Source organism: Pantoea sp. X-Soil-TKNS-1279 (assembly GCF_059730565.1).
This window is the reverse complement of sequence record NZ_AP035949.1, coordinates 518,013-543,759: the sequence shown is the minus strand read 5'-3', so window position 1 is coordinate 543,759 and position 25,747 is coordinate 518,013. Positions and strand designations below refer to the sequence as shown.

General features: G+C 56.9%; 26 protein-coding genes and 1 riboswitch. Of the genes, 17 read left to right on the top strand and 9 right to left on the bottom strand.

Translation table 11 applies throughout. The annotated features are described in order from the left end of the window. Window positions 1-18: 18 nt before the first annotated feature. Complete coding sequence (locus AC6I8N_RS22655) at window positions 19-723, bottom strand: GNAT family N-acetyltransferase (protein ID WP_497830847.1); 705 nt, start codon at window positions 721-723, stop codon at window positions 19-21. A 66-nt stretch (window positions 724-789) separates the two neighbouring features. Next, window positions 790-1,671, bottom strand: coding sequence for a LysR substrate-binding domain-containing protein (locus tag AC6I8N_RS22650; protein ID WP_497830846.1), 882 nt, complete (start codon window positions 1,669-1,671; stop codon window positions 790-792). Window positions 1,672-1,771: 100 nt separating this feature from the next. Here AC6I8N_RS22650 and AC6I8N_RS22645 point away from each other — a divergent pair, with 100 nt between their 5' ends. Both AC6I8N_RS22645 and AC6I8N_RS22640 read left to right on the top strand, forming a co-directional pair. Beyond that, on the top strand, window positions 1,772-2,080 hold the full coding sequence (locus tag AC6I8N_RS22645; protein ID WP_497830845.1) for a carboxymuconolactone decarboxylase family protein: 309 nt from the start codon (window positions 1,772-1,774) through the stop codon (window positions 2,078-2,080). Next, a complete protein-coding gene (locus tag AC6I8N_RS22640; RefSeq protein WP_497830844.1) occupies window positions 2,080-2,472 on the top strand; it encodes a tautomerase family protein in 393 nt (130 codons plus the stop codon). The genes AC6I8N_RS22645 and AC6I8N_RS22640 overlap by 1 nt, the downstream gene beginning before the upstream one ends. 9 nt (window positions 2,473-2,481) lie before the next feature. Here AC6I8N_RS22640 and AC6I8N_RS22635 read toward each other — a convergent pair whose 3' ends face one another. The 3 genes from AC6I8N_RS22635 to AC6I8N_RS22625 are packed head-to-tail and all read right to left on the bottom strand — an operon-like array spanning window position 2,482 to window position 6,844. Further along, window positions 2,482-4,254, bottom strand: a complete 1,773-nt coding sequence (locus AC6I8N_RS22635) for an ABC transporter ATP-binding protein (RefSeq protein WP_497830843.1) — start codon at window positions 4,252-4,254, stop codon at window positions 2,482-2,484. Continuing rightward, window positions 4,251-5,699 carry a M81 family metallopeptidase gene (locus tag AC6I8N_RS22630; RefSeq protein WP_497830842.1) on the bottom strand — a complete coding sequence of 483 codons (1,449 nt, stop codon included), beginning with the start codon at window positions 5,697-5,699 and terminating at the stop codon, window positions 4,251-4,253. Before AC6I8N_RS22630 ends, AC6I8N_RS22635 begins: the two co-directional genes overlap by 4 nt. 11 nt (window positions 5,700-5,710) lie before the next feature. Further along, on the bottom strand, window positions 5,711-6,844 hold the full coding sequence (locus AC6I8N_RS22625; protein WP_497830841.1) for an ROK family protein: 1,134 nt from the start codon (window positions 6,842-6,844) through the stop codon (window positions 5,711-5,713). A gap of 191 nt (window positions 6,845-7,035) precedes the next feature. On the opposite strand from AC6I8N_RS22625, the gene AC6I8N_RS22620 reads away from it, so the two are divergent. The 4 genes from AC6I8N_RS22620 to AC6I8N_RS22605 all read left to right on the top strand — a co-directional run bounded on the left by AC6I8N_RS22620 (window position 7,036) and on the right by AC6I8N_RS22605 (window position 11,370). Then, a complete protein-coding gene (locus tag AC6I8N_RS22620; RefSeq protein ID WP_497830840.1) occupies window positions 7,036-8,571 on the top strand; it encodes an ABC transporter substrate-binding protein in 1,536 nt (511 codons plus the stop codon). Window positions 8,572-8,663: 92 nt separating this feature from the next. After that, complete coding sequence (locus AC6I8N_RS22615) at window positions 8,664-9,584, top strand: ABC transporter permease (RefSeq protein WP_497830839.1); 921 nt, start codon at window positions 8,664-8,666, stop codon at window positions 9,582-9,584. Next, window positions 9,584-10,450 (top strand): ABC transporter permease, encoded by an 867-nt coding sequence (locus AC6I8N_RS22610; RefSeq protein WP_208726256.1) that lies wholly within the window; start codon window positions 9,584-9,586, stop codon window positions 10,448-10,450. The genes AC6I8N_RS22615 and AC6I8N_RS22610 overlap by 1 nt, the downstream gene beginning before the upstream one ends. Further along, the gene (locus tag AC6I8N_RS22605; RefSeq protein ID WP_497830838.1) at window positions 10,447-11,370 is read left to right on the top strand and encodes an ROK family protein; all 924 of its coding nucleotides are present in this window, start codon (window positions 10,447-10,449) and stop codon (window positions 11,368-11,370) included. Before AC6I8N_RS22610 ends, AC6I8N_RS22605 begins: the two co-directional genes overlap by 4 nt. 96 nt (window positions 11,371-11,466) lie before the next feature. Here the strand turns inward: AC6I8N_RS22605 and AC6I8N_RS22600 are convergent, their stop codons facing one another. Next, entirely contained in the window at window positions 11,467-12,342 is an 876-nt protein-coding gene (locus AC6I8N_RS22600; RefSeq protein WP_208726260.1) for a LysR family transcriptional regulator, read from the bottom strand. Between the two features lie 123 nt (window positions 12,343-12,465). Between AC6I8N_RS22600 and AC6I8N_RS22595 the strand changes: the two genes are divergently transcribed. Then, the gene (locus AC6I8N_RS22595) at window positions 12,466-13,191 is read left to right on the top strand and encodes a pirin family protein (protein WP_415174366.1); all 726 of its coding nucleotides are present in this window, start codon (window positions 12,466-12,468) and stop codon (window positions 13,189-13,191) included. 84 nt (window positions 13,192-13,275) lie between these two features. Here AC6I8N_RS22595 and iolG read toward each other — a convergent pair whose 3' ends face one another. Beyond that, window positions 13,276-14,274: an inositol 2-dehydrogenase gene (gene iolG / locus AC6I8N_RS22590; protein WP_497830837.1), complete on the bottom strand. Its 999-nt coding sequence runs from the start codon at window positions 14,272-14,274 to the stop codon at window positions 13,276-13,278. Between the two features lie 236 nt (window positions 14,275-14,510). Here iolG and AC6I8N_RS22585 point away from each other — a divergent pair, with 236 nt between their 5' ends. From AC6I8N_RS22585 to AC6I8N_RS22545, 9 genes are all read left to right on the top strand, one after another. Continuing rightward, window positions 14,511-15,536 carry a LacI family DNA-binding transcriptional regulator gene (locus AC6I8N_RS22585; RefSeq protein WP_497830836.1) on the top strand — a complete coding sequence of 342 codons (1,026 nt, stop codon included), beginning with the start codon at window positions 14,511-14,513 and terminating at the stop codon, window positions 15,534-15,536. A gap of 231 nt (window positions 15,537-15,767) precedes the next feature. Further along, window positions 15,768-15,887, top strand: a riboswitch (TPP riboswitch). 128 nt (window positions 15,888-16,015) lie between these two features. After that, complete coding sequence (locus AC6I8N_RS22580; protein ID WP_497830835.1) at window positions 16,016-16,960, top strand: FAD-dependent oxidoreductase; 945 nt, start codon at window positions 16,016-16,018, stop codon at window positions 16,958-16,960. Next, window positions 16,944-17,141, top strand: coding sequence for a sulfur carrier protein ThiS (gene thiS / locus AC6I8N_RS22575; protein WP_208726275.1), 198 nt, complete (start codon window positions 16,944-16,946; stop codon window positions 17,139-17,141). Before AC6I8N_RS22580 ends, thiS begins: the two co-directional genes overlap by 17 nt. A 2-nt stretch (window positions 17,142-17,143) precedes the next feature. Beyond that, on the top strand, window positions 17,144-17,911 hold the full coding sequence (locus AC6I8N_RS22570; RefSeq protein WP_497831171.1) for a thiazole synthase: 768 nt from the start codon (window positions 17,144-17,146) through the stop codon (window positions 17,909-17,911). 2 nt (window positions 17,912-17,913) lie between these two features. Further along, window positions 17,914-18,882, top strand: coding sequence for a ThiF family adenylyltransferase (locus tag AC6I8N_RS22565; protein WP_497830834.1), 969 nt, complete (start codon window positions 17,914-17,916; stop codon window positions 18,880-18,882). Next, the gene (locus tag AC6I8N_RS22560; RefSeq protein ID WP_497830833.1) at window positions 18,879-19,598 is read left to right on the top strand and encodes an ABC transporter ATP-binding protein; all 720 of its coding nucleotides are present in this window, start codon (window positions 18,879-18,881) and stop codon (window positions 19,596-19,598) included. Before AC6I8N_RS22565 ends, AC6I8N_RS22560 begins: the two co-directional genes overlap by 4 nt. Continuing rightward, window positions 19,579-20,316 carry an ABC transporter permease gene (locus tag AC6I8N_RS22555; RefSeq protein WP_497830832.1) on the top strand — a complete coding sequence of 246 codons (738 nt, stop codon included), beginning with the start codon at window positions 19,579-19,581 and terminating at the stop codon, window positions 20,314-20,316. Before AC6I8N_RS22560 ends, AC6I8N_RS22555 begins: the two co-directional genes overlap by 20 nt. Window positions 20,317-20,325: 9 nt before the next feature. Next, on the top strand, window positions 20,326-21,261 hold the full coding sequence (locus tag AC6I8N_RS22550) for an ABC transporter substrate-binding protein (RefSeq protein WP_497830831.1): 936 nt from the start codon (window positions 20,326-20,328) through the stop codon (window positions 21,259-21,261). 189 nt (window positions 21,262-21,450) lie between these two features. Then, complete coding sequence (locus tag AC6I8N_RS22545) at window positions 21,451-21,897, top strand: hypothetical protein (RefSeq protein ID WP_208726290.1); 447 nt, start codon at window positions 21,451-21,453, stop codon at window positions 21,895-21,897. Between the two features lie 85 nt (window positions 21,898-21,982). On the opposite strand, the gene AC6I8N_RS22540 is transcribed toward AC6I8N_RS22545, so the two are convergent. Continuing rightward, on the bottom strand, window positions 21,983-22,615 hold the full coding sequence (locus AC6I8N_RS22540) for a LysE family translocator (RefSeq protein WP_497830830.1): 633 nt from the start codon (window positions 22,613-22,615) through the stop codon (window positions 21,983-21,985). A 141-nt stretch (window positions 22,616-22,756) separates the two neighbouring features. Here AC6I8N_RS22540 and AC6I8N_RS22535 point away from each other — a divergent pair, with 141 nt between their 5' ends. After that, window positions 22,757-24,607, top strand: a complete 1,851-nt coding sequence (locus AC6I8N_RS22535; protein WP_497830829.1) for a sigma-54-dependent Fis family transcriptional regulator — start codon at window positions 22,757-22,759, stop codon at window positions 24,605-24,607. Window positions 24,608-24,638: 31 nt separating this feature from the next. On the opposite strand, the gene AC6I8N_RS22530 is transcribed toward AC6I8N_RS22535, so the two are convergent. Further along, a complete protein-coding gene (locus AC6I8N_RS22530) occupies window positions 24,639-25,694 on the bottom strand; it encodes a 2,3-butanediol dehydrogenase (protein WP_415174357.1) in 1,056 nt (351 codons plus the stop codon). Window positions 25,695-25,747 lie beyond the last annotated feature (53 nt).

The following is a 25,747-nucleotide window of genomic DNA, read 5'->3' as shown; positions in this document are numbered from 1 at the left end:
CAATGGCGCAGGAGAAAATTAATTTCGCTTAAGGAAGTGGTGAAGCGGATGTATTTGTTGTCCACGACTGTCCATATTTCCTTCGCCAAACCAGCGTGTTATTGCCTGCTGAATGACGGGCCATTCCGTATCAATTACCGACAACCAGTCAGTGTCGCGATTACGTTGCTTTCGTGTCATTGCCTGACGAAAACGGCCCTCGAACGTGAAGCCGAGACGTTCCGCTGCGCGACGCGAGGCGTGGTTGGTTGAATCACAGCGCCACGCCACCCGGCGATAACCCAGCGTAAAAGCCTGGTTCAGCAACAGATAGATCGCTTCGCTGCCCAGCACGCTGCGTTGCATCAGCGGTGACCAGGTGACATGACCAATTTCCAGGGCACCATTTTGTTGGTCGATATTGGCGAAGCACACCAAACCGACCGCCTGCTGATGGGCATGGCTGAAGACCGCATAACAAACCAGCCCGATATCAGCCATTTTTTCGCCGACCCAGCGGGCCATTGCTGTCAGCGACCGGGGCTGATCCGCGCCGAGCCATGTCCAGTCGCGATCGTCCCCGGCCAGAGAAAAGGCTGCCAGCAAGGGTGCGCAATGGGCGTCTTGCAAAGGTTGCAGGGTACAGAAGCGGCCCGTTAAGGCGATCGCAGCGGGACGTGCGACAGGCTGCCAATCTGGCAGGGCAAATCCAATGGGTTGACCGTATTGATTGAACTGAGACACACAACATTCCTCAGGTAATAGGGGGTTAATTTCGCAGCGGCGCGATAAATCGCGCCGCTGCGGAGGTTATGACAGCAGATAACCGCTGACCGCCTCGGCCATCAGTTGGCCCAGCAGTTGTTGTGCGGGATCTGCGCTATTTTTCTGCAACAACGCAACACCCAGCGTTCCTGGCGTCGGCAGTTGTCCGTTGATCACCCGCAATCCGGCGGGTAAGCCAATCTGGCTGCGCAGCGTGACGCCCAGTCCGGCCCGGACCGCCGCCCAGACGCCGCTCAGGCTATGGCTGGTAAACACCACGCGCCACGCCACTCCGGCCTGCTCCAGCGCGGCAATGGCGCGCGTGCGCATCAGGCATGGCGCTTCGAACATCACCAACGGCAACGGTTCACCACGAGCCAGCAGCGCAGCCATATCCCATTCGGCAGCCGCAATCCACGCCAGGGGGCACTGGCCCAGGCGTTCGCTGCTGGCGGGCAAATTATCCCCCTGCCACAACAATGCCATATCCAGGCTGTCTGTGGCGATCGCCTGCAACAACGGTTGGTTGCGATCCACGCGCGCGCTAATGCGCACGCCAGCATGTTGACGACTGAATGGACCAAGAATTCCCGGCATCAGCGATTCACCAAAATCCTCCTGCATGCCGATGCGCACGTCACCCTGCAACAACTCGCCGCGTACTGCGCGCCAGGCTTCATCGTTCAGCGTCAGCAGACGACGCGCATAGCTCATCAGGATCTCGCCACCGGGTGTCAACACCAGATGGCGGCCACGTTTCTCAACCAACGGCGTGCCGCACTGTTGCTCCAGTTTTTTTAACTGGGCGCTAACTGCCGAGGTCGAGCGACATAACTGCTGCGCCGCCAGCGCAAAGCTACCTGTCTCAATACCCAGCACAAAGCTGCGCAACGCGTCGCTGTCGAGTGAGATCGGAACCTTTTCCATAACTATCCTTAAAATCAGGATTATAAGTCCTGAATAATGCGATTTTCAGGATTGTAGTAGCGCGCGAGACTGAGTGTCTGTTAAATCAAGGAGAAAAGAGATGGCAAAATCCCTCGATCGTGACTCGCTGCAACGGGTCGCTCCCAAGCTGGCACAGCTAACGCAAGACGTATTGTTTGGTGATATCTGGCAGCGATCGGATTTGACGGCCCGCGATCGCAGCTTAATCACCCTGGCGACGTTGGCGGCGCTGGGACGGGTGCAGCAGCTGCCCTGGCACCTGCAATTTGCGGCTGAAAATGGCCTGACGCGCGACGAACTGGCAGAACTCTTCACCCATCTGGCGTTTTACGCGGGTTGGCCCGCCGCCGTGGCGGCCTTAACCTGTCTTGATGAGGAGAACAGCTGATGCCCATAACCCGAATTATGGTACGCGAAGGCTGGTGTGACGCAGATTTGCAAACCTTGTCCGAGACATTGCATGAGGTGCTGGTGGCGGAATTCAGCGTACCGCCAACCGACCGCTTTCAAATCATCGAAACCCTGCCAGCAACACGATTTATTTATGACCGCCACTATCTGAGCGGCGGACGCAGCGATCGCTACGTGTTATTTAGCCTGGTAGCCGGTAAATCGCGAACGACTGCGCAAAAACGCGCCTTTTACCGGGTGTTAAGTCAACGTCTACAACAGCGGCTGAACCTCGATCCTGATGACGTCATGGTGGTCATCCAACAAACCAGCGCCGAGGAGTGGAGCTTTAGCCGCGGAGAGATGTTTGATTTATCGATGATAAAATAACTTAAACCCTCACTCCATCACCCAATGTCCGGCGCTAACTTCGCGATAGCGCCGCGTTTCCGGGACATAATCCAACGGTCGGATCGGGCTTTTCAGCTCGCTGACCTCAATCTGTCGTTTTAACTGGCGTCTGGCGGGATCGGGTACCGGCACCGATGCCAGCAGCTTGCGAGTGTAATCATGCTGCGGGTTGTCGAAAATCGCTGCGCGTGGGCCAATCTCGACAATCTCGCCCAATAACATCACCGCTACCCGGTGGCTGATACGCTCCACCACTGCCATGTCGTGAGAAATAAACAGATACGACAATCCCAGGCTTTGCTGCAAATCCAGCAGCAGGTTGATGATTTGCGCTTTCACCGTCACATCAAGTGCCGAGACTGACTCGTCTGCAATGATCATCTTAGGATCGAGCATCAACGCACGGGCTATGCAGATACGCTGACGCTGACCGCCGGAAAACTCATGCGGATAGCGTTTCATCATCGCCGCTGACAGCCCGACACGCACCATCAATGCGGCGGCTTTCTGTATCGCCTGCGCTTTGCTGCCCAGTTGATGCTGCAAATACGGTTCGGTCAGCGCTTCCTGCACCGACATGCGTGGGTTCAGACTGGCAAACGGATCCTGGAAAATCATCTGCATCGCACAACGCAGTTTGCGTAATTCGCTGGCGGAAAGGTTCAGCACATCGTAGCCGTCAAACTCAATCTGGCCGGATGTCGCGGCGGTCAGACGGGTGAGGGAACGCCCGGTGGTGGATTTACCACAGCCGGATTCTCCCACCAATGACAACGTCTCACCCGGCTGCAACGCAAAAGAGATATTTTCGACGGCGTGTACTGCACCGGTTTTACGGCTTAACAAACCTTCGCGGATGTCAAAGCGGGTGCTGAGATTTTTGACTGAAAGCAGAGGGGGAACGGAGGCGGAGGGCAGGGTGTAAGTGGTTGTCGCGTCGTCAGCAAACTTACGTGGCCCGTCAATCCCGCGCATGGCGCCGAGCTGTGGCACGGTGGCGATCAGTGTGCGGGTATACGCCTGTGCCGGGGCGGAGAAGATCTCGGCGGTGGTGCCGCTTTCCACTTTCTCCCCCTGATACATCACCAGTGTACGATCCGCCACCTCGGCCACCACCCCCATGTCGTGGGTGATAAACAGGACGGCGGTGCCTTCCTCTTCCTGCAAGGTTTTAATCAGATCGAGAATTTGCCCCTGGATGGTGACGTCCAGTGCGGTGGTGGGTTCATCGGCAATTAACAGTCGGGGACGCAGCGCCAGCGCCATAGCAATCATGACCCGCTGACGCATACCGCCAGAAAAATGGTGGGGATAGTCATCAAAACGTTTGTCCGCATTAGGGATGCGCACCTTTTCCAGCAGGCGGATGGTTTCTTCTCGCGCAGCACGTTTAGTGATTTTGCGATGGGTTATCAACGCTTCCGCAATCTGGTGGCCGATGGTAAAAGAGGGATTCAGGCTGGTCATCGGCTCCTGGAAAATCATCGCCACCGCATTGCCACGGATATCGCGCATTGCCGCTTCGCTTAAACCCAGTAAATCCACCCCGTTCAGCAGCACTTTGCCGCTAATCCGCGCATGGCGGGCATTGAGCAGCCGCATGATCGCCATTGAGGTGACACTTTTACCTGAACCGGACTCGCCGACAATGGCCAGCGTTTCACCGGCGTGAATATCAAATGAGACGCCTTTGACCACGTCACGCCAGCCCTCATCATGGCGGAATGACACCGTCAGGTTTTCAATGCGCAGCACGCTCATTGGTGTGTCTCAGGCACAAAACGGGCGGATAAGGTGCTGACCGGCAGAAAGTCAAAATCGGTGTCGAACGGGTAAGCCGGTTGGGTCTTGCGCTTACGCTCCAGCCGCTCGACGTATTGATCAACCACCCCTTCCGACAGCGCCATCAGGTTAGGATTCGCCAGGGGTGCCAGTTCCGGCGACAGATAGCCGGATTTCACCACCACAATTTTTGCGCTTGCCGGGTCGAGGCCGAGCAGGCTGAAGTCCGCCAGGTTGTGGTAAGGGCGGCGTCGGTCGGCCACCACCAGGGTGATACCGCCGGTTTGCAGCACCGCTTGTTTCGCGATGGAACGCGCATCATCCACCAGATTTTTTACGACAAACTCGGCGCTGGCTGTACCGCCAGCAGGATCGAGTGTGGCACCGACGGTAAGTAACAACGTGGCACCCGGACCGGCGGCAAAGGCCGCGTCGGTGGCTGGTTTATCGGTAATTCCCGCGACGATCACCCCCTGTGCCTGCTGGCGGAGCAGTTCGGCCAGCATATCGGCGCGATCGCCGACGCCACCGCCGGTTGGATTGTCACCGGAGTCGGCGAGGATCACCGGATGGGTGGGGCTGGCAATCGCCATGCGCACGCACTCCTCGGTGCTGCCGGTGACACAGCCAAACACGAATTCGTCCCGTGCCTGCCAGTAAGCCAGCGCGAGTTTTGCTGCCTGTTCCGCCAGCACATCGGCATCGGTGCCGGTCATGATCGCCGCTGCGGTGGCGCGCGGTTCGTCAGCCCAGACGTAGCCCACCATCAGGGAGGCATCCCACACCGTGTCGATGGCGTTAATCCCGGGCAGGCGCGCATACAGGCTTTTCGCCGGTTCATCTTCGGTACTGGTGCGCTCACCAGGCAGCACCACCGGGATTGGTGCCCAAACCACGCCGGGTTTAACGCCGCTGTGCAGGCTTTTCACCAACATCGACACCGAACGACGCATGGTTTCTTCCACGTCGATATGCGGCGCGGTGCGGTAGGTGGAGAACATATCGATGGCATCGATAATGCGCTGAGTAACATTACCGTGCAGGTCATAACTGACGGTGATCGGGCAATCGTCGCCGACCAACTCGCGGGTGGCGGTAATCCAGTCACCTTCAGCATCTTCCATCCCTGCAACGTAGACCGCGCCGTGCATCGCCAGATAGACACCATCCACCGGCAGCAGCGCGGCGAGGCGGCTGAGAAAATCCTGTTTAAAATCGTCGTATGTCACACGCGCTACCGGACCACCGGCAATGGCGCGGGCGTGGAAGGTAGGCAGAAAAGTGGCATCGTAATCGGCCAGAAAGGCAAAGTACGGACTGGCCGTTAATTCATCACCGCGCAGAATGCGGAAGTCATCAGCATAATTCAGCACCGGGTTATAAGTACTGCACTCCGTATGAATACCACCAAAAGCAATGCGCATAGCAGCCTCCGCTACTCGGGTAAATGAATGAGGAATCGATAGGCCGCCACGCTGGCAGCGGCTCTGGCCCAGCTTTCATCGTCCAGTACGATGGTCGAAATCGGTGTTTTGCCCATAATGGAAGGCAGGACATTGGCATCAATTGCCTGCATCACCACGGTCTTCAGCAGCCCATCAAACGCGCCGGGATGATGGGCAATGACGATCAGTTCCGGGTCGTTCATCTGCACGATATTGGCGATGGCCAGGCCGAGAGCGTTCCCCGCCTGGTGCAGAATGGCAATGGCCGCGCTGCTGCCTTTCGCCGCCTGGATTTCCAGCTCTGGCAACGTCTGGGCCGCGATCGCCTTATCACGCATGTTCTCGCGGATGGCGGTTAACGAAGCCAGCGTATCGAGGCAACCGCGCTTGCCACAACGGCAGGGGCGGCCACCCGGTTCAATGGTGCAGTGGGCAATTTCACCGGCTGCGCCATGCGCGCCACGGTGCAGTTGCCCCTGAAAAAAATGCGCAGAACCGATGCCGTCGCTGTGTGAAATCAGGGTGAAGTTGCGTACTTTTTTTGCCAGACCGAAGATTTTCTCGCTGACCGCCAGAGCCTTGGCATCGTTCTCCAGCGATACCTCCAGCCCGGTGCGTGCTTTCAACATTTCCGCCAGCGGCACGTCTTTCCAGCCCAGCAGCGCAGACTGGACGCACACGGCCTGGTGTTCATCGACAAAGCCAGAAAGGGTGACGCCAAGACCGATCAATTGGTCAGTGGAAATCCCCTGTGCTGCCACCAGTGAGGGGATCGCGTCGGCAATCGCGTGGGTTAATTGCTCAGGATCGAGATTCAGTGGCAATACGCGGTTTGCCAGGGCCCGTCCATGCATATCAATCAACACCAGGGTAATGGCCTCGCCGAGTAACGAGGCCCCGAGAAAATAGGCGCTGTCGGCACGCATTTTTAACAACACCGACGGACGGCCCTGGCCTGACGCTTCGGGAATACTCTCTTCCACTAAACCGGCATGCAGCATCTCTTTAATCAGGGTGCTAATCGCCGCCTTACTCAGTTTCATGTTCTGCGCGATAGCGGTGCGGCTCATGCCATGTGACGCGATAAGCAGACGGATAATTTGTTGCTGATGGGCATTGAGCATGCAGGACCTCAAAACAAGGCAGTGATGAACTGACAATAATAAGCCATGAAAACAAAGACAAGTTTATTTAGTTAATTTTCTGAACCTGGATCGAGATATAAGTAAAATATATGAACTAACGTATTGGCTTTTGTTTATGAAGTATGCCTTATATAACGCGGTTAATTCACCGATCGTATCTGAGGGCCTTCATGGAAAGCACACTTAAGCGTTTCAGAGTCATTACTCTCGCGGGCTGCATGATGTCGTTATTTGCCAGCGCTTCCGCCTTTGCCAGCCAACTGGTTATTATGCAGAACGAACCTCCGCGCAGCATGGATCCGGGCAACCAAACCGCCACCTTTACCGGTACCGTGTTGGATCCGATGTACGAAGGCCTGACGCGTCTCGGTGATGACGGAAAGATTGTCCCGGCACTGGCGTTATCCTGGAGCACGGATACCAGCGGCCTGAACTGGACATTCAAACTGCGCCCGAACGTGAAATTCCATGATGGCACGCCGTTTAATGCCGATGCGGTGGTGGAAAACTTCCAGCGCCATCTCGATACCAAACGTGGTCTGGCGGCCAGCGGTAAAATTCGCACCTTTGTTCAGGATGTGAAGAAAATCGACGATCTGACGGTGGCTTTTCAGCTGAAGAAAATAAACCCGGCATTTTTAACCATTCTGGCTTCGGGGCCGGGCTTAATGGTGAGTCCACAGGCGGATAAAGCGGGCAGTATTAATAATAAGGCCGATGGCACCGGGCCGTATAAATTGGTGCAATACAAATCGGGTGAATTTGTGCTGGAGAAAAAGAACCCGGACTACTGGGGTAAATCATCCGGCCCGGACGAAATTAAATGGACATGGAGCAGCGAGCCTTCGGTAATGAATATGGCGCTGCAATCCGGGCAGGTCGATATTATTAACCCGGTGCCGCCTCAATTTGCGGGCATGTTAAAAAACAATCCCAACGTTAACCTGAAACAATCAGCGGGTGCCGCTGTGTTCTGGGTTGATCTGAACACTCAAAGTAAAGCGTTAAGCGATGTCCGGGTGCGTCAGGCGTTGAACTTCGCCACCGATCAGCAGGCGTTAAGTAAGGCAGTGATGTTTGGCTACGCGCAACCCGCCAACTCGGCACTGGCCCCGGTCGATGCCAACTACGATAAAGACCTGCATGATTACCCGTATGATGTGCAAAAAGCCAAAGATCTGCTGAAAGCGGCGGGTTATTCCGACGGTTTTGCCATGTCGATTGCCGTACAGGCACCCGATGCGCGTACCGCGCAGGTGTTACAAGGCATGTGGGCTAAGGTGGGGGTGAAACTCAACGTGCGCCAGATGGAAAGCGGCGTCTGGACCAAAGCGGCTTTTGCCGATGGTAAAGAGAAAGCGGCGCAGGGCACCGATGCGGTACTGGCGTCCTGGTCCTCCGGTCTCTATGGCTCCGACCTGCAATTGCGCCCGCTCTACCACAGCAACAGCTTTGCGCCTGGCGGTGCCAACTTAGGCTTCTTCACCGATAAGCAAACCGATGATCTGATCGACACTGCGGCGTCGACGATGGATGACGCCAAACGCAAGGCGTTGTACTTCGAGGCGCAAAAGCGCATCAGCGGCCTCGCCCCGCAAGTGTTGCTGTTTTATCAGGATGATCTTTATGCCGCGCGAAAAAATATCAGTGGAGTCACCATGCAGCCCGGCGGTCAGCTGGTGGTGCGCGACGCGGTAAAAAATTAATCCAGGAGCAGCCACATCTCGTAGCGGCGCGATTTATCGCGCTATTTTAAAACCCGCGCGATAAGTCGCGTCGCTACCCAGGGCAATCCGTTATGAAAGCCTATGTCGCGAAAAAGGTGCTGTCACTGCCGCTGATTATCTTTGGCGTGTCAATCATCGTGTTTATCGCCATCCGCGCGTTGCCGGGCGATCCGGCACGCCTGATGGCCGGGCCGGAAGCGCCGCAGGAAGCGGTGGATAATATGCGCATCCGGCTGGGTCTGGATCAGCCGCTGCCGCTGCAATATGCCAAATTTGCCCTGGAAGCGTTGCACGGCAATCTTGGCATGTCGTTGCAGTCGCAGCGTCCGGTGATGACTGAAATCAGTGAACGCTTGCCCTATACCTTGTCGCTGGCGGCGCTGGGCTATCTGCTGGCCATCGCCATCGGTGTCCCCGCCGGAATGACCGGGGCAATCTATCGTCAGCGTATCCCGGATCAGGTGGTGATGGTGCTGACCATTGCCGGAGCCTCGATTGCCAACTTCTGGCTGGCATTGCTGGCGATGAACTATTTCGCGGTGCAACTTGGCTGGCTGCCATTGCTGGGGGCGGATTCGTGGCGCAACTACATTATGCCGACGGTGACGCTGGCGATTTTGCCAATGGCGATGATCGCCCGTATGACACGCTCCAGCATGCTTGATGTATTGAGTCAGGATTATATCCGCACCGCCAAAGCCAAAGGGTTATCGGCACGCAGCATTCACTGGAAGCATGCCCTGCGTAACGCATTGATCCCCATCGTTACCATTGTGGCATTAAACTTCGGTAGCCTGATTGGCGGGGCGGTCGTAACGGAGTCGGTGTTCAACTGGCCAGGCATTGGCCGTTTGCTGGTGGATTCAGTGCGCTATCGTGATTACCCGGTAATTCAGGGGGTGACGCTGGTGGCGGTGACCGGTGTGGTACTGATGAACCTGGTGGGTGAGATCCTCATCGGGTTGCTGAATCCGAAAATAAGGTTCGACTGATGAACAGCTTCGAAACGACCGTGCTGCCGCGTCGCTCGCGCAGCAGAAAGTTGCTGCACTTTCTGGCGATGTATCCGTCAATTGCGATCGGGGGCGGGCTGGTGTTGCTGGTGGTGCTGGCTGCGTTGCTTGCTCCCTGGATCACCCACTGGGACCCGATTGAACAGGATCTGCTCAACACCTTACAGGCTCCCTCCGCCGCCCACTGGTTTGGCACGGATGATTATGGTCGGGATATTTTCTCGCGCGTGATTTTTGGCGCGCGTATCTCGTTGTTTGAGGTGTGCCTGAGCGTGGCGATTTCGATGGTGATCGGTATTCCGCTTGGCATTATTTCGGGTCTGGCGGGGCGTAAACTGGATGCGGCAATCATGTGGCTGATGGACATCATCTTCGCCTTTCCCGGTATCGTACTGGCGATTCTGATTGTCAGCGTGTTGGGCGAAGGCTTAACCAATATGCTGATCGCCATCTCGTTGTTCTCCATCCCGGTGTATGCCCGCCTGAGCCGCAACCTGACGCTGGGGCTGAAAAATATGGAGTATATCGAGGCGGCGCATATGCTGGGAGTGCGCTATCCGCGCATTATCACCCACTATATTTTGCGTAACTCGATTGGCCCGCTGATTGTGCAATCCACCCTGACGGCGGGGGCGGTGGTACTCTCTGCCGCCAGCCTGTCGTTTCTGGGATTGGGGGTGCAGCCTCCCATGCCGGAATGGGGCACCATGATGAGCGATGGTCGCAATTTTCTCGGTCTGAATATCTACGTGTCACTTTTCCCTGGTCTGGCGATTTTGATTACCGTACTCGGCTTTAACGTGCTGGGTGACGGCTTACGCGATGTGATGGATAAGCGTTTATGAATACAGTGATTTGTTTCGATTTAGGTGGTTCGTTTATCAAACTGGGGAAAGTGCAGGGAGACGGTGAACTGACCTTGCTCGGTCAGGAGAAGATGCCGACCAGCGCCTGGCCTGAATTTATCCGGCTGATGCGCAGCATGATCGAGCAGCATCACGCGCATTTTAGCGCCAGCAGCCCGGTGGCGATCTCCACTGCCGGTATTGTCACACCGGATAGCGGTGAAATCTTCGCCAGCAATATTCCGGCCTTTCATCAACGTAAACTGGCGCAGGAGTTGAGCGTTGAATTGCAACGTCAGGTAGTGGTGCATAACGATGCGGATTGCTTCACCCTGGCGGAAGCCTTAGCCGGGGCGGGTAAGGGGCATAAGGTGGTGTTTGGTGCCATCCTGGGTTCTGGCGTGGGGGGTGGTCTGGTGGCTGATGGCCGCATCATCATCGGGCAAAAGGGTTTAACCGGTGAATGGGGACATGGCCCAATCGCCCTGACCGAGGTAGAAATTGCCGGTGAGTGGCATCGCCTGCCCCGTTTGTCCTGTCCCTGTGGACAAAAAGGGTGTCTGGATAGCTGGGGCGGTGCTCGCGGCATGGAGAATCTGCACCGGGTGTTGCATGGCGCAATGGCGACCAGTATCGAGATTATCGCGCGCTGGCAACAACAGGAGGCGCTGGCGGAGAAAACCATCACCGCCTGGCTGCAACTGGTGGGGCAACCGCTGGCGTACTGTATCAACATGACCGGCGCATCGGTGGTGGTAGTCGGCGGCGGGCTGGCATCTGTGACGCCATTGATTGCTGCGCTGGATGACGTGGTGCAAGGGTATGTGTTACGCCGTAGCACCCAGCCGCTGGTGGTGCCGGGACGCTTTGCCCATGATGGCGGGATGCGGGGCGCGGCGCTGCTGGCAAAGCAAACGTGATGATATTCGTAGCGGCGCGATTTATCGCGCATTCAGTCCGCGTACATGATGTCAAAGGCGCGCGATAAATCGCGCCGCTACGGAATATAGCTACGTTTAAGCCAGCTTCTGCTGCAAAAACGCCATAAAAACCCGGTTCACCTCACTACGCTGACGATGCTGCGGATACAACGCATTCAGGCTCAACGAAGAAGGGTGCCAGTCATCCAGCACCGTCACTAAATCGCCACTGGCGAGGGCAGGGGCGACGATAAATTCAGGTAACAGAATCAGTCCCAGCCCGGCCATCGCTGCATCGCGCAGCATCTCCCCGTTGTTGCTGACCATCGGTCCCTGCACGTTAATCACCTCACGCTGTTCACCCCGGAACAGTTCCCAGCCGGTCTGGCTCTCGCGACCATAGCGCAGACAGGCGTGATCGAGCAGATCGTCAGGTTTACGTGGTGCATCGGCTCCTTGCAAGTAGCGCGGGCTGGCACAAATCACCCGACGAAACTCACCCAACTTTTTGGCAATCAGGGTGGAATCGGGCAGGGTCCCGATGCGAATCGCCATATCAAAACCTTCGCCAATCATATCGACATAGCGGTCTGCCAGCTCCACCTGGAATTGCAACGCCGGATGCAGGCTGAGGAATTCAGCGATATAGGGCGAAAGATGGCTGATACCAAATGACATCGGCACGCTCAGACGGAAACTGCCCTGGAGCACCTGACGGCGTCCGGATACCGCCAACTCCGCTTCCTGCACATCATCCAGAATGCGCTGCGCATGGCGGGCAAACAGCTGGCCGTTATCTGTCACCGACAACTTGCGCGTGTTGCGATTGAGCAGGCGCGCCCCGAGTGACTCCTCCAGCGCGGCTATGCGGCGGCTGACATATTGTTTGGAAAGCATCAACTGCTCGGCAGCCGCAGTGAAGTTACCGGCTTTAATTACGGCGACATAAATGCGCAGGTCATCTATCTGCATATTGTCCACTTATTAGTGACAGTCATTGTCAATGCAACGCATTGTTGGGCGTTTCAGTTTACGTATACTGAGTCCCATCAGGAAGCGAAATCGTCTTCCACCAACAAATTTGAGGAGCAGACCATGATTGAACAACGATTGTCAGCCCAGCGCGGCCTTGGTGACCACGGCTGGTTGCATTCACGCCATACCTTCTCGTTCGCTAACTACTGGGACCCGAAACAAACCGGTTTCTCAGATTTGCTGGTGATTAACGATGACCAGGTGGCACCGGGTCGCGGTTTTGGTGCGCATCCGCACAGCAACATGGAGATTATCTCTTATGTGCTGGAAGGCGCGCTGGAGCATAAAGACTCTATGGGCACCGGTTCGGTGATTGTCCCCGGTGACGTGCAGTTGATGAGCGCCGGTAGCGGTGTGACGCACAGCGAGTTTAACCACTCAAAAGCGGAAAACGTGCATTTCCTGCAAATCTGGATCGTACCGGCAGAACGCGGCACCCAGCCTGGCTACCAGCAGATTTCGGTGGCTGAAGGTGACAAACGTGGTCAGCTGCGTCTGATTGTCTCGCCCGAGGGTGATGCCGGTTCGCTGAGTATCCGCCAGGATATCCGTATCTATGCCGGATTGTTTGATGGTGCCGAGCAGCAGACCCTGGCGCTGGATGCCGACCGCTATGCTTACATCCATGTGGCGCGCGGCAGCATCGAAGTGAACGGTGTGGTGTTTAACGCCGGAGACGGTGCGCGCGTACGTAACGAAACCGCGCTGCAATTCGCTAACGGCAAAGATGCGGAAGTATTGGTGTTTGATCTGCGTCCGCTGGAAGTGAATCATCCTCAGCGTTAAGTTATAAAGGGGAGGCCTGATGGCCTCCTCTGTTCTCATTTGCGCGATAAATCGTGCCGCTACATAGGTGCAAAATTTTGTCGCTTATAACAACGATGCCGGTGCTACCGGTTTACCGGTTTTCAACGATGCCAGCGCTGCATCAGCCAGCAGCAGGGCCTGCAAGCCATCATTCCCACTCGGGTATTCTCCTTCCCCTTTTGCCAGTGCCTCAATAAAGGTCGCTAACTCGTTGCGATAGGCTTCGGCGTAGCGTTGCAGGAAAAAGTGCTGCGGTTTTTGCGCCACGACCCCCATCGCCACCGATTTCACCAACTGACTTTCCAGTTGATTGGTCACTGCTAACATCCCCTCGCTACCGTGGACCTCAATGCGTTGATCGTAACCATAGCTGGCGCGACGGCTGTTGGTGATCACCGCCATTTTGCCGCTGGCACAGGTCAGGGTGACCACGGCGGTATCGACATCGCCTGCCGCTTTGATTTGGGGATCAACCAACGCTGAAGCGGAGGCATATACCGAGACCGGTTCCTCATCCAGTAACCAGCGTGCCATATCAAAATCGTGAATCGTCATATCGCGGAACAAGCCACCGGAGACTTTCACGTATTCCGGCGGTGGTGCACCCGGATCGCGCGAGCTGATGGTCACCAGCTCGGTGCTGCCAATCTCCCCGGCGCGCAGGCTGGATTGCAGGTGTGCCATGCTGGGATCAAATCGGCGGTTAAAACCAATCATCAACGGCACACCTGCTTCCCGCACCGTGGCAAGGCAGCTTTGCACGCGCGCCAGGCTGAGATCGACCGGTTTTTCACAGAAGATGGCTTTGTTCGCTCTGGCGGCGGCTTCAATCAAATCGGCATGGGTGTTGGTGGCGCTGCAAATCGCCACCAGATCGATGCTGCTGTCTGCCAGGATGGTGGCGAGGTCGGCAACTGTCGCGCCATACTTCTCGGCCAACGCTGTCGCTGCCGGAGCATAGACATCCATAACATACGCCAGCCGACACTGCGGATGGGCGGCGATATTTCCTGCGTGGATCTGGCCGATACGACCGGCACCCAATAAAGCGATATTCAGCATTGGTTATTCCTCGGGGGTAGAAAGGTTGTGGCGTTATTAATCGATGCGGGCGCAGATCAAGTCAAAACAAAGCCCCGGCGGCGTGATGAATTGATGAGGTAGATCACAGGCTTTTTTGATGTAACTAACATCAAATGTGAATAATTCTTTTTATTTCATGTGGTTGATTGATTTTGCTTTTTGCCAGGATGTACGGATACTGATTGCCTGTGAGGTAGATGACATCAGGACATGCCATGAAGCAACATCACTGGAAATCGCCGTCGATCAAACAAATCGCGCAGGAAGCTGCCGTCAGTCCCGCCACCGTTGACCGGGTGCTGAATGGTCGCGAAGGCGTAAGGGAAGTGACGCGCAAAAAAGTGGCAGACGCGATGCAGCGGCTGGGATTGAACGCAGATACCGGCAACCCGAGTGTTAACAGAACGCGCATTGCGATTATTTGCGAATCCGGTTCCAGTTTTCTCCATCAGGTGGAGCAACAGGTACGCGCTGCTATCAGTGATTATCCCCAGCTCCATTTCAGCCTCGATAGCGTGCCGAACGTGCAATTCAATGTCGAACGCTTCAGCCAACTGATTACCCGGCGAGCCGCCACCAGTAGCGGCATCATCCTGGTGTGTCGCGATGAGGTAAAAATAAATCGTGCGGTTAAAGCGGCGATTGATGATGGAGTCCCGGTCATTTGTCTGACCAGCGATCTGCCCAATTCGCGGCGCAGCGCCTATGTGGGTATTGATCAGGTCGCTGCCGGAGCCACTGCGGGCTGGTTTATGGGCCGTATGCTGCCCGCACAGCAATCGGGCAATATTCTGCTGATTTGTAGTTCGACCTATCGTACCCAGGAGGAGCGTGAGATTGGCTTTCGCCGCGTGTTGCGCGAGGCATTCCCCTGGTTAACCATTCGTGATCGCGTCAACATTAACGACGAAGCGGAAACCGCGTATCTCAGCGTAAAAAAATGGCTGGAGCGGGGGAACCCGTTGGCAGGGATCTACAACACCGCAGGCGGTAACGAAGGGGTGGCGCGCGCGTTAACCGATTTTGGCGTACAGGATCAGGTGATATTTATCGGCCATGAATTGAGTGAAGCGAGCCGACTGCTGCTGGAGAACGGCACCCTGGATTTGGTGCTCGGCCATGATATTCGTCAGGAGATCGATCTGTGCCTCGCCCTGTTGCAACAGCCGGGCAGCGGTCAGTCGTTCAGTGACAGCAAAATTCCGCTGCTCACCTGGCATCGCTACTCTTATTTTGCCTGACGGCTCAGGGGCAGAACACCACCCACAGAATAATCACGCCGAATACACACACCAGAATGGCTGAAATGATTGAATCAGCACACATAATTTACCTGCCGGATTTCAGGATGAGGGGACGAGAATACGCGCAAATCATGGAGAAAAATGGATGAACCTGAAACAGGGAATTTTTAAAGGTTAGGCTTTGTTGCCGGGCTTACACTTGACGTAGCCTGGCGGCTGCAATACAAATAGACGCGTCGGGGGAGTCTCGCTCAAGAGACTGAGAGGCTAAAAGCGCACTGCGCGGCTTAGCGACCCTTTGAACCTGACCCAGTTGATACTGGCGTAGGAAGACTGACAGCCTGTCATCTCGGCTGTCTGACATCGGGACGTTTTTCCGTTGCGCGTGTCATTTCCCTCCTCCTGTATCCCGGGTCTCAGTGCGAAAACTGAGAGGCCGATGTGAATTCTCCCCTTTGTATTACGGAATACCCGCTATGAGCCGCTGGTCTGTACTCGGTGGCGGTGTTGCGGGTCTGTGTGTGGCGACCTTACTTGCCGAACGCGGTGAACAGCTTGAAGTGATTAGCGATGACACGCGTCAGCCCGCCTCCTGGTTTGCCGGGGGTATGCTCGCACCCTGGTGTGAAGCAGAAAGCGCACCACGGGCCGTCATCGAGCTGGGGCAGCACTCCGCAACCTGGTGGCAGCAACGCGTCAGTTGCGTTGAACATCAGGGCACGCTGGTGGTGGCACCACCACGCGACAGCCAGGAACTGAACCGCTTTGCCCGCATGACCGAACAACATCAATGGATTGATCCGGCAGACGTGGAGCCAGCCCTCGCCGGGCGCTTTGCCCGTGGTCTGTTTTTTGCGCAGGAGGGGCATCTCGATCCTCGCCTGGCACTGAATGAAATGCGTGAAAAGTTGCAGCAACGTGGGGTGGCTTTTCACCACGGGAAGCCGTCGGGGCAGGTGATTGACTGCCGGGGCATCCATGCGGCAACAGCGTTGCCAGGCCTGCGGGCGGTGCGGGGCGAGATGTTGATTTTACACAGCGATGAGGTGCGCTTCTCACGCCCGATTCGTCTGCTGCATCCGCGCTTTCCCTGCTATCTGGTGCCGCGTCGCGGCGGCCATTTTATGCTCGGTGCAACTATGGTCGAAAGCCATGATGCCAGCCCGATCAGCGCCCGCGCCATGATGGAGTTGCTGAGCGCGGCCTGGGCCATCCACCCGGCGTTGGCCGAAGCGCGTATTGTCGAAAGCGCCAGCGGTTTGCGTCCGGCGTATCCGGCAAATCTGCCGGAAATCCACTATCAAAACGGGACATTTTACCTTAACGGGATGTACCGCCACGGCTTCCTGCTGGCTCCGCTGATGGCGGAACAACTGATGCAGCGTTTAACCTCGGAACAACTTCATGAATATTCAGCTTAACGGTCGCCCGGTGCTGACGGCCGCCCGTACCCTGACCGAACTGCTGCGTGAGCAGCAGATTGATGTGGCCTGCGTGGCAACCGCCTACAACGGTACTTTTGTCCCCAAATCCCGCTACGACAGTCAGCAACTGGAAGAGGGTTGTCAGCTCGAAGTGTTATCACCAATGCAGGGGGGCTAATGATGTTTTATGGCTTTGAACCACAATCCCGCTTTCTGCTTGGTACCGCAGGTTATCCCTCACCGGCAATTTTGCAGCAGGCGATTGCGGCTGGCGGCAGCCAAATCATTACCGTCAGTCTGCGGCGTGAAGGGGCCGCTGGGGCCGCCTTCCGTGAACTACTTGCGCAACTGGATGTACGCGTGCTGCCGAACACCGCCGGGTGCCACACGGTGCAGGAAGCCGTGACCACAGCGCAGATGGCGCGTGAATTGTTTAACACCCCGTGGATCAAGCTGGAGGTGATCGGCCATGCCGACACGCTACAACCTGATCCCTTCGCGCTGGTGGAAGCGGCACGCATCCTTTGCGCCGATGGCTTTCAGGTATTCCCCTACACCACTGAAGATTTGATTGTCGGTGAAAAATTGCTTGAAGCCGGCTGCGAAGTGCTGATGCCGTGGGGCGCACCCATCGGTTCCGGTCAGGGGCTACGTAACATTGATGGCCTGCGCGCGATGCGGGCCTGGTTCCGTGATGTTCCGTTGATTATCGATGCGGGCATCGGTGCCCCCTCGCAGGCAGCACAGGCAATGGAGCTGGGTTTCGATGCCGTTTTGCTCAATACCGCAGTGGCTAAAGCGGGTGACCCGGTGCGGATGGCAGGAGCCTTTCGCCAGGCGATCGAGGCAGGAAAAGCTGCCCATGACGGTGGCCTGATGGAGAAACGCGATATGGCTGCCGCCTCCACGCCGATCTTTGGCCTGGCGACCTTCGGCGGAGGGGGGTAATCATGGATCGCTACCAACGTCAGATGATGTTGCCAGAGATTGGCGAGCAGGGGCAGCAGCGGCTGAGTCAGGCTCGGGTGCTGGTGGTGGGCGCGGGTGGGCTGGGTTCCACGCTCCTGCCGTTGTTGGTGGGAGCGGGTGTCGGTTATATCCGCCTGTACGATGACGATGAGGTGGCGCTGCACAATCTGCACCGTCAGACGCTGTTTGATATGCAGGATGTGGCGCAACCTAAAGTCACCAGCGCGCAGCGCGCCTTGCTGCGGCGTAACCCACTGGTGCGGGTGGAACCGTTGCCGTTGTCCTTAACCGCCAGCAATGTGCAGCAGGCGCTACATAATATCGATCTGGTGATCGACGCAGCGGATAACTTCGCCGTGACCTATCAACTGTCGGATGCCTGCCATCCAGTGGGTATCCCGCTGATCAGCGCGTCGGTACTGGGGCGACAGGGTTATGTCGGCGGATTTTGCGGCTCAGCCCCGAGTTACCGCGCGCTATTTCCATGTTTACCCACCAGCGCAGCCAACTGCAACACCGCAGGCGTGATGGGACCGGCCGTCGCCGCGCTCGGGGCGTTACAGGCGCAGATGGCACTCAGCGTGTTGCTGGGGTTTGCACCTTCGCCGCTGGGCTGCCTGGTCAACTGCGATTTTGTGCACTGGCATTTTCGCCAGTTCCGTTTTGATGGCGCAGGCGAGCCGGATCAACCCGGCGTACCCTTTATTGATACCCGACTTCTCAGCGCTGAAGATTGCATTGTCGAGTTGCGGAGTCGCGAGGAAGCCCCGGTTAGCGTGGCGGCCTGGGCGCAACGCATTCTGCCACAACAACTTGACGCCTGGCAGCCACCTGCTGATCGGCGCATTGTGCTGGTGTGCGCCAGCGGTATTCGTGCTGCCCAGGCGGCAAGCGCGCTGGCGCAGCGTGGCTGCACCCGACTGGCGATTCTGGCGGCCAATCGACCATGAACCCCGATATTTCGCTGCACGATCTCAGTTTTAGCTGGGGAGGGCACCCGCTATGTCAGCACCTCGATTTGCGGCTGCGTGGCGGTAAAACCACGGTGTTGCTGGGGCGCAGCGGCATTGGCAAAAGTACCTTGCTGCGTCTGGTGGCCGGTTTGCTGCAACCGCAACAGGGCAGCATACGTGGCATCAGCGACAGCGTGGCCTGGATGGGGCAGCAGGATTTGCTCTATCCGTGGTTGTCGGTGCAGGACAACGTGATGTTGGTGGCACGGCTGAATGGCGAAAAGCCAGACCGCGCACGGGCCTTGCATCTGCTGGAGCAGGTCAAACTGGCCGATATTGCTCATGCCCGGCCCGAGACGCTTTCTGGCGGTATGCGGCAACGCGTGGCGCTGGCGCGCACCCTGTACGCCGAACGCGATGTGGTACTGATGGATGAACCTTTTGCCACTCTGGATGTGATGACCAAACTCAGCCTGCAAACGCTGACCGCAACGTTGTTGCAGGGGAAAACCGTGCTGCTGGTGACGCATGACCCGCTGGAAGCCTGCCGCATGGCGGATGACATTCTGCTGCTGAGTGGCCAGCCGTTGCGGATCGAAGCCTGGCCGGTGCCAGACGGCGCGGCTCCCCGCACGATCGATGATCCCGGCCTGTTGCAGGCGCAGGGCCAATTGTTTACCCGATTGAATCAAGATGAAGAAAAATCTGTTTAGCGCCATTTACTTATTGGCGGTGTTGTTATGCGCCTGGCTGCTGGCGCGCCACAGTGGCGTGCCAAATTTTCTGTTGCCCGCGCCGCAGGCGGTGCTGGAGGCGTTGTGGCTGCATCGCGCGCTGCTGTGGCATCACTTGTTATATACCCTGGCGGAAATGGTGCTGGCGCTGTTGTTGGGCGTCGGTGCGGGGATAGTTTTTGCCGTGCTGATGGCGGGAAGTCCAACGATACGTCGCTTGCTGTTTCCGCTGGTCACCGCCAGCCAGGCGATTCCGGTGTTTGCGCTGGCCCCGCTGCTGGTGCTGTGGCTGGGGTTTGGCATCGCGTCCAAAGTGGTGGTGGCGGCGTTGATCCTGTTCTTTCCTCTGTGTATCTCCTTGTTTGATGGCCTGTGCCGCACACCGCCGGGCTGGCTGGAGCTGGCGCAAACCCTCAATGCTTCACGCTTTCGCCTGTTCTGGCAGGTGCGCTGGCCTGCCGCGCTGCCGCAATTTTTCTCCGGTTTACAGATGGCGGTGGTGCTGGCGCCGATTGGCGTGGTGATTGGCGAATGGGTAGGGGCCAGCGAAGGACTGGGCTACCTGATGATGCAGTCCAACGCCCGGCTGGAAACCGCCACCAGCTTCGCCGCGCTGTTGTTGTTACTGATTCTGGCGTTGCTGTTGTCTGGCGGCGTCGCCCTGCTACGTAAGAAAACCCTCTGGCACTCAACATAAGGATGCATTTTGAAAAACCTCGGTACGGTGATAACCGCGTTATTACTGCTGGTAACCTCCAGCGTTGCTCAGGCGAACGAAAAAGTTCGGTTGCTGCTCGACTGGTTCGTTAACCCGAATCATGCGGCCATTTTTGCCGCGCAATACAGCGGCGCGTTTAAAAAAGAGGGGCTGGATGTGGAGATGATCGCCCCGGCTGACTCCGCTTCAGTGCCCTTGCTACTGGCGGCCGGTAAGGCCGATCTGGCGATCAGCTATCAACCGCAGCTCTACACGCTGGTGGATAAAGACGTCCCGGTCATTCGCGTGGGTACGCTGATCAATCAGCCGTTAAACACCCTGACCACCGTTTCCGCTGATATCCATTCACTCAAGGATTTTGCCGGGAAATCGCTCGGTTATGCCATCCCTGGCTTTGAGGATGTCGCTATTCACAACATGCTGAAATCGCAGGGGGTTGACCCGGATTCGGTGAAACTGATCAACCTTAATATGGATGCGGTGTCGGCGCTGCTGACGCACAAAATTGACGGGGCCATGACGGTGTACCGCAACTATGAGTTGCTGGACCTGCAAGACAAAGGCGCGAAGCCGGTAGTCTTTAAGCCGGAAGATTTTGGCGTTCCGGCTTATGACGAATTGATCATTCTGGCGAATCAGAAAACGGCGGCGCAGGATAAACGTATCCCGGCGTTTCTGCGCGGGTTGGATGCCGGTGTCGCCTGGTTACGCGCACACCCTGAGCAGGCATGGCAGGCGTTTATTAAGCAATATCCTGAACTGAATACGCCACTGAATCGTCAGGGCTGGCAGGCGACGTTGCCGTATTTTGCCAGCCATAGCGCAACGCTGGATACGCAGCGTTATCAGGCTTTCGCGCAATATATGAAGGCGAATGGGCTGATTCAGCAGGTGGCACCGATGACGCGTTACGCGTTGCAGTAGCGGCGTGATGTATCACGCAATCATCTCGTGTCAGCAGGTGGCGGGAAAACCGCCGCCTTTTGGCATTGCGTGCGATGCACTGTTCGGATTGCGTCTGAATTCGGAAAATACTGGATTTGTGTGACTGTCATCACTTCTCGTCACACGCTAAAATAAATGCTTCTTATTCAGAATAGGTTTTTCGTCACGATGTTTTCGCGTCTTACACTTGCCAGCCTGATGGCTGCGACATTACTGACTGGTTGCGCGCGCCACGCCACCAGCAACACTGCGTCGACTACGACTCCGGCCCCTATCTCCACGAATGATATCGCGTCGCCGTTCGAGCAAGGCCCGACCATCATCAACGTTACCCATGAAGTGACACGTACCGATGATGGTTCTGCGATTTATGTGACGGTAGATGGTCAGGACGCCGGTCTGTTGACGAAAGGCGAAGATAAATTGATCCACGTTTCAGCCGGTAAACACAAAATCGGTGGCTACGTGCAAACGCTGTTTGGTTTTGGCCGTGTGACAATTCAGTCTGTGGACGTGACAACCGATCCGAAAGGTCCGAAAAACGTCGTTTATTCTGTGTCCAAACAGAAACCGGCGTTCAGTGAAGTGGCCGACAGCAAGCCGGGCAATTCCTGATTTAAACAAAATTCGTCGCGGCGCGATTTATCGTGTGGGTGAAAACAGCGTGATAAATCGCGCCGCGACGCAATGACGCCAGTGACTAAGTGCGGCTGAACACCAGTTTCAGCCCGGCAACCGCAAAGCAGCAGGCCAGCAATGCGTCGAGACCGCGACGGATTTTACGATAGAATGTCGCCATCGGTGCCGTGGAAAACAGCAGCGCATATCCGCAGAACACCAGCACACAAATCCCCGCACATCCCGCGATAATTATCGGCAAGGTGGAAGCTGCCGCTTCCGGTTTCAATGCCACCGACATGATCGCCACCCAGGTGAGAATGGCTTTGGGATTACCGACATGCATCAACAGCCCCTGGCGAAACATCCGGCCATAGTGCGCACGTTCACCGCTGCGCTGCGCAAATTCCAGGGCATCTGGTTTACGTAACGCAGAACGCCCGGCTTTGCTTGCCAGCCACAGCAGATACAACCCGCCGCCGATCTTCAGCGCCAGCAGCAACTGCGCAAAGGTTGCCAGTACGGTGAGCACGCCACAGGCCGCCAGCAGCGCCCACAGCATTGAGCCACTAATGACACCGCCCGCCAGTGACAGGGCCGCACCACGCCCCTGTTTCATCGCTGTGCCCATAATCGCCATGTTGCTCGGACCCGGGCTGGCAGTAGCCACAAAATAGGTGGTGTAGATCAACATCAGTTCGTGTGAAAGCGCCATAATTTCCTCTGTGGCGGATTAAGTCCCGATTTAGGGTTATATCGTGCCAGGTGACATTTTTCTACGCCAGATCTGTTAATTAGGTGTTGATTCGCTATGCTGTGGCTCCACTTATCCGGGGTGTAACGCAGGAGAAAGGCTGTGAATCTGAGCCAGCGCGAACATATCGCCAACGTGGTTGCCAGCGTCGAGCAGGCGACGTCGGCACAGGTGTTGAATCCGCAAGGCAGTGATGCCGTTCAGGCATCCTGGTTACGCTGTGTCAATCACCACGGCCTCGATCCCAGCCGTTTGCAGGAAGCGCGTATTCTCCCTGCGGGGCAGTTGCGTGAGCATCGTCAACAGCTGGAAGAACTGCGGTTTGTCGCGCAGCCGGGCCTGGATAAGCTTTATCAACAGATTGCCCCGGCCGGTTACATTTTGCTGCTGGCCGATGCCCAGGGCGTTGCTGTTGATTATCTTGGCGACGTTAACGCAGAAATCAGCCTGCGGCGCGCGGGGTTGTTTCTTGGCGCGCAGTGGTCAGAAGCGCTATCCGGCACCTGTGCCGTGGGTACGGCGCTTGCCACGCGGCAGGCCATCACCATCCATCAAACCGACCATTTTGATGCGACTCATATTCCGTTGACGTGCAGCGCCGTGCCGTTGTTCGATTCCCAGGGTGATCTCCAGGCGGTACTGGATATTTCTGCGCTGACCTCACCACAGCCGCGTACCAGCCAGCATCTGGTGATGCAACTGGTACAGCAGCAGGCACAGAAAATTGAAAATGCCTGGTTGCTGCACCGCCATCGTCACGACTGGGTGCTGAAGCTGAGCCGCAATCCTGCCTGGCATGATATCGAACCGGAGTTTTTGCTGGCGTTTGATGCGCATGGTCGTCTGACAGGACTGAATCCGGCGGCGAGGCATTGGCTGAAAGCGCACCCACAACCGCTAGGGTTACCGCTCTCCGCGCTGTTTCCCGGCCCGATGGAACAGTTACTTTATACCCCGCAGTTGGAAGATATCAGCGGACAGCAGCGTTTTTATGCGCAGACAATACACCCGGTGCGGCCAACGCCCGCAACAGGCGTGACGTTGTCACCAAAGCTCGCCGCGTTAAGCGGTGGCGACCCGCAACTTGATCAACAGCTGCGCCGTGCCACGCGTTTGCTCGACTCATCGCTGCATGTGCTGGTGCAGGGTGAAACCGGTAGCGGTAAAGAGTATTTTGCCCGCGCTTTTCATCAGGCCAGCCCACGATGCAAAGGCCCATTCGTTGCAGTTAACTGTGCGGCAATTCCCGCCAGCCTGCTGGAAAGCGAATTGTTTGGCCATCTGCCCGGCAGCTTTTCCGGAGCGGGGAGTAAAGCGCGACGCGGCCTGATCCAGGCAGCCGAGGGCGGTACGTTGTTTCTGGATGAAATCGGCGATATGCCGCTGGAGATGCAGACACGTCTGCTGCGCGTGCTGTCCGAGCAGGAAGTGACGCCCATTGGGGCGCGCCAGCCGCAAAAGGTGGATATCCGCGTGCTGTCGGCTTCGCACCATCCACTGGCGCAACGGGTCGCTGACGGGTTATTCCGCGAAGATTTGCTTTACCGCCTGCAAGGCGCCTGCGTTCACCTGCCACCACTGCGGGAACGGAAAGATATCAACTGGCTGATTGAGCAGATGCTGGCAGGTCGGGCGCAACTCAGCGATCGGGCACGTCAGGCACTGGTCAATTATCGCTGGCCGGGGAACCTGCGTGAGCTTAATCATGCGTTGCAGTACGCGCTGGCGATGTGTGAAAGCGGGGTCATTGAGTGGGACGACTTACCTGATACGCTGTGCTTTGTCGCGCCATTCCAGCCGCCTGCGAGCGATGACCAGCACGAAGCGTTGTTGCGTCAACTGCGCACGGTGCACTGGAATATCAGCGCTGCGGCACGCCAGCTCGGTATCAGCCGCATGACACTGTATCGTCGTCTGCAACGGTTAGGTATTCAGTTGCCAGAGCGGCAATAGAGACGGGCCAGCCTGGCTGGCCCGAGGGTTATCACTGCGGTGGGCGCACCAGAATTTTGACCTGCTGTTTCTCTTTCACCAGCGCTTCAAATCCCTGTTCGACCAGGTCGGCCAGTTCAATACGTTTCGTCACCAGTTTGTCGGCCTGGAAGTAGCCCTGGGCCATCAGTTCCATCACCGCCGGGAAAATGTGGCGATAGGCAATGATACCTTTGACGCTACGTTCGCTCAGTACCACTTTGTTGGGATGGAAGGAGGCTTCGCCTTCCCAGATCGAGACGATGATGGTTTCGCCTTCGTAGGTGGTGCTGTCGATACATTGTTTCAGCACCACTGGAACGCCGGTCACTTCATAAGCCACATCCACGCCGCCGTTGCTCAACTCGCGGATCTTCGCCACGGCATCTTCTTTGCTGGGATCGATCACCACTTTGGCACCCAGTTCACGCGCTTTCTCTGCGCGCTGGGGGGACAGTTCCACCACGTAGATCTCGGCAGCGCCTGCGGCACGCAGAGCTTCAATCACCAGCAGGCCAATCGGACCAGCACCAAACACGGCGGCTTTGTCGCCCGCTTTCAGTTTGCTCATGCGCACGGCATGCAACGCCACGGCCGCCGGTTCCACCAACGCGCCTTGCTCGTAAGAGAGGGCATCTGGCATACGGTGCACCATATGCTCCGCCACGGTGGTGAAGCTGGCAAAACCGCCGCCACCGCCGGACAGACCGTGGAAGCCGAGGTCGCCGCACAGGTTGTATTTGCCTTCGCGACAGGCCGGGCATTCGCCACAGGAGAGGATCGGCTCGACCACTACGCGGTCGCCGGGTTTCACTTTGGTGACACCTGCACCGACCTCAACAACCTGGCCGGAAAACTCATGGCCGAGGACGATAGGAGCGATGTCATGGCTGATTTTGTGGGGTTTTTCCACTGGGACGAAAATCGGACCCGCGATGTATTCATGCAAATCGCTACCGCAAATGCCGGTCCATGCGACTTTGATTTTAACTTTACCGGCAGTGACCTGGGGTTCTTCAATATCATCGACGCGAATATCGCGTGCTTTATACCAACGTGCCGCTTTCATGTTGTTCTCCTTGAGGCTGGCATTATTTCTGTCCATTGCCACGCGGGTGGCCG

What these genes read in the sequence shown, in the direction of transcription:
- AC6I8N_RS22650 (WP_497830846.1), bottom strand. Translation starts at nt 1,671, where the DNA reads ATGGAAAAGGTTCCGATCTCACTCGACAGCGACGCGTTGCGCAGCTTT.
- AC6I8N_RS22645 (WP_497830845.1), top strand. Translation starts at nt 1,772, where the DNA reads ATGGCAAAATCCCTCGATCGTGACTCGCTGCAACGGGTCGCTCCCAAG.
- AC6I8N_RS22640 (WP_497830844.1), top strand. Translation starts at nt 2,080, where the DNA reads ATGCCCATAACCCGAATTATGGTACGCGAAGGCTGGTGTGACGCAGAT.
- AC6I8N_RS22635 (WP_497830843.1), bottom strand. Translation starts at nt 4,254, where the DNA reads ATGAGCGTGCTGCGCATTGAAAACCTGACGGTGTCATTCCGCCATGAT.
- AC6I8N_RS22630 (WP_497830842.1), bottom strand. Translation starts at nt 5,699, where the DNA reads ATGCGCATTGCTTTTGGTGGTATTCATACGGAGTGCAGTACTTATAAC.
- AC6I8N_RS22625 (WP_497830841.1), bottom strand. Translation starts at nt 6,844, where the DNA reads ATGCTCAATGCCCATCAGCAACAAATTATCCGTCTGCTTATCGCGTCA.
- AC6I8N_RS22620 (WP_497830840.1), top strand. Translation starts at nt 7,036, where the DNA reads ATGGAAAGCACACTTAAGCGTTTCAGAGTCATTACTCTCGCGGGCTGC.
- AC6I8N_RS22615 (WP_497830839.1), top strand. Translation starts at nt 8,664, where the DNA reads ATGAAAGCCTATGTCGCGAAAAAGGTGCTGTCACTGCCGCTGATTATC.
- AC6I8N_RS22610 (WP_208726256.1), top strand. Translation starts at nt 9,584, where the DNA reads ATGAACAGCTTCGAAACGACCGTGCTGCCGCGTCGCTCGCGCAGCAGA.
- AC6I8N_RS22605 (WP_497830838.1), top strand. Translation starts at nt 10,447, where the DNA reads ATGAATACAGTGATTTGTTTCGATTTAGGTGGTTCGTTTATCAAACTG.
- AC6I8N_RS22600 (WP_208726260.1), bottom strand. Translation starts at nt 12,342, where the DNA reads ATGCAGATAGATGACCTGCGCATTTATGTCGCCGTAATTAAAGCCGGT.
- AC6I8N_RS22595 (WP_415174366.1), top strand. Translation starts at nt 12,466, where the DNA reads ATGATTGAACAACGATTGTCAGCCCAGCGCGGCCTTGGTGACCACGGC.
- iolG (WP_497830837.1), bottom strand. Translation starts at nt 14,274, where the DNA reads ATGCTGAATATCGCTTTATTGGGTGCCGGTCGTATCGGCCAGATCCAC.
- AC6I8N_RS22585 (WP_497830836.1), top strand. Translation starts at nt 14,511, where the DNA reads ATGAAGCAACATCACTGGAAATCGCCGTCGATCAAACAAATCGCGCAG.
- AC6I8N_RS22580 (WP_497830835.1), top strand. Translation starts at nt 16,016, where the DNA reads ATGAGCCGCTGGTCTGTACTCGGTGGCGGTGTTGCGGGTCTGTGTGTG.
- thiS (WP_208726275.1), top strand. Translation starts at nt 16,944, where the DNA reads ATGAATATTCAGCTTAACGGTCGCCCGGTGCTGACGGCCGCCCGTACC.
- AC6I8N_RS22570 (WP_497831171.1), top strand. Translation starts at nt 17,144, where the DNA reads ATGTTTTATGGCTTTGAACCACAATCCCGCTTTCTGCTTGGTACCGCA.
- AC6I8N_RS22565 (WP_497830834.1), top strand. Translation starts at nt 17,914, where the DNA reads ATGGATCGCTACCAACGTCAGATGATGTTGCCAGAGATTGGCGAGCAG.
- AC6I8N_RS22560 (WP_497830833.1), top strand. Translation starts at nt 18,879, where the DNA reads ATGAACCCCGATATTTCGCTGCACGATCTCAGTTTTAGCTGGGGAGGG.
- AC6I8N_RS22555 (WP_497830832.1), top strand. Translation starts at nt 19,579, where the DNA reads ATGAAGAAAAATCTGTTTAGCGCCATTTACTTATTGGCGGTGTTGTTA.
- AC6I8N_RS22545 (WP_208726290.1), top strand. Translation starts at nt 21,451, where the DNA reads ATGTTTTCGCGTCTTACACTTGCCAGCCTGATGGCTGCGACATTACTG.
- AC6I8N_RS22540 (WP_497830830.1), bottom strand. Translation starts at nt 22,615, where the DNA reads ATGGCGCTTTCACACGAACTGATGTTGATCTACACCACCTATTTTGTG.
- AC6I8N_RS22530 (WP_415174357.1), bottom strand. Translation starts at nt 25,694, where the DNA reads ATGAAAGCGGCACGTTGGTATAAAGCACGCGATATTCGCGTCGATGAT.